Source organism: Microcoleus sp. B9-D4, from assembly GCF_036705105.1.
Taxonomy (GTDB): Bacteria; Cyanobacteriota; Cyanobacteriia; order Cyanobacteriales; family Microcoleaceae; genus Microcoleus.
Window position 1 is genome coordinate 1 of record NZ_JAUBTS010000152.1, and the last position, 2,245, is coordinate 2,245.

At 43.4% G+C, this 2,245-nt stretch carries 1 protein-coding gene and 2 pseudogenes; 1 reads left to right on the top strand and 2 read right to left on the bottom strand.

Annotated elements, in window-relative coordinates:
• Nucleotides 1–44: 44 nt before the first annotated feature.
• Nucleotides 45–182, bottom strand: coding sequence for a hypothetical protein (locus tag QUB24_RS33200; protein WP_333157828.1), 138 nt, complete (start codon nt 180–182; stop codon nt 45–47).
• 354 nt (nt 183–536) lie between these two features.
• Between QUB24_RS33200 and QUB24_RS33730 the strand changes: the two are divergent.
• Nucleotides 537–1,906 (top strand): annotated as a pseudogene (locus QUB24_RS33730) (IS4 family transposase).
• Nucleotides 1,907–1,917: 11 nt separating this feature from the next.
• Here the strand turns inward: QUB24_RS33730 and QUB24_RS33215 are convergent.
• Nucleotides 1,918–2,245, bottom strand: a pseudogene (locus QUB24_RS33215) (hypothetical protein); the annotation flags it as partial.

Below are 2,245 nucleotides of genomic sequence, written 5' to 3' on the forward strand. Positions count from 1 at the left end.
CAAGTTACATCATCAAATATTTTTAACTGGTTTACGCACTGCTGTTATTGTACCTCATCTTTTTGAGAAAGGCTATAGTACGGCTCTGCCTTTTTCAACCAATCGATTAGTTCTAATATTCCCGCACTTAAATTTTTACATTTGTCAAATAAAGCGTGAAATTCTTCTTTTAAGGAGTGCATAATTTTTACGAGTGGTAAGTCTGATTGCACTTGTAATAATTTTGCTTTTTCTTCCTCAGATAAGTAAGTTAGACTCGGCTTTTAAGCTGAAGTTCCCCCATTGACAAAGGCTCCTGAGTATGTACAGCTTACCTTTGAAAGATTTTGGCTCCGGTTTTACTGGGTACAAATGAGAGAAACGCCGAGTAAATCCAAAGCTTTTTGTTGCACGATTGTTGGTTGAGTAATCTTATCAAAAACCCAACTAGAACCCTCCATAGTTCAATGGCACTGAAAAAGTGAGCCAAAAAAAATCTGTAAGGCAAGATATACATAGATAATTGCCTTACAAACCAAAATATCTCTCTCCCGGCAATGCCAAATCGTGCGTGCATTCTCAAACAACAATTTTTGCAGAGCGTTGCCTCACCTTGGGAGAAGCTGCTGCCAGATTCGTTAGTCCAGGAGCTTCTAGCGAATGAGAAGATCACCTACTACCAAAGCATCTACACACCGATAGTCACCTTGTGGGCGATGATATCCCAGGTACTCGATCCCGACAAAAGTTTGAGTCAAGCCGTGAAGCGGATGAGTACGTGGCCCAGGGCGGCCGGGGTCAAGCCTCCTTCTTCTGATACCGGGGCATACAGTAAAGCTCGTAAGCGACTACCAGAAAAACTCGTTCAACAGTTAGTACCCATAGTCGCAGAGGCTCTAGAAAAGCAAGTTCCCATAGAACAACAATGGTGTGGACGACGGGTGCGGGTACTAGATGGGACAACAGTGTTGATGAATGATACTGCTGCTAATCAAGCCGAGTATCCGCAACACAGCAATCAAAAAGCTGGGTGTGGATTTCCCATCGCTAAAATAGTGGTACTCTTTTCATTGCTAACTGGGGCTGTGGTATCCGCTGGCATAGCTTCCGAAAGCGAGCAGTGAGATTGTGATGAGCCGTTTGATTTATGCAAATTTAGTCCCCGACGATGTGATATTGGCAGATCAAGCTTATGGCAATTATGTCGATTTAGTTTTGGTGAAACAGCAAGGAGCAGATGCTGTTTTCCGTAAAAATCATCTCCGTAAAACTGACTTTAGACGGGGGAAAAAGTTGGGAATTGGCGATCACAAAGTCGTCTGGAATAAGCCCCAACAGTGTCCCAACCACATGACTGTTGAGGAATTCGAGGCATTGCCGTCTAGTTTCATCGTCCGGGAAGTATGCTTGCGAATTAAGCGCCGCGGCTTCAGAGCTGAGCGTATCATTGTAGTGACAACATTGGTGGATACCAAACGGTACACTGTTGAAAAATTGACTTTTTTATATGGGTTTCGATGGTCGGCAGCAGAAGTCAATTTACGCTATCTCAAAACAACGTTAAAAATGGAGAGGTTAACAGCTAAAACTCCGGTGATGGTGAGAAAAGAAATCTGGACACACTTATTAGCTTACACTTTATTACGTACCATTATGTGGCAGGCTGTATCTTCGTCAGAAAATACAGTTTTTCAACTCTCATTCCAATCAACTTTCGCAGCAGTTTAATCTGTTATTGACGCTGTTGGCAACTACAGGAAAACGCCAACAGCGACAATGGCGTCAATTACTTTTGGAACAGGTGGCAACTAATTTACTCACGATTCGACCTGAGCGTTCTGAACCTAGAGTTTTGAAACGCAGGCCGAAACCGTATCCTCGAATGCAGGAACCTCGCTCTGTCTTGAAAGCTAAACTGCGGGCGTGATTAAGCCTTTTTCAGTGCCATTGCTCCATAGTTGCCATAATTTCATTGTGGGCGATCGTACCCAAATCCGCTAATAAAGTTTGGAAGCTATGTACTGGTAAATTATCGGCTGTTCGCTTGGTTCTCGCCTTGGCTAAAGTTCGATCGCTCTTCGCCGCTTTAACCACTGATTTTTGCTGTTGGTGAGCCGACTCCCAATCCTCCTCATCAAACAGCATCGGAGCCAAAAGAGAACGCATCTGCCATTCTACGTAATAGGCTAATACCAATTCACTATGAAGGTACACTAAAATATAGGGTAAAAGTAGAGGAAATCCAATATGGCGAACAAACTTCAGG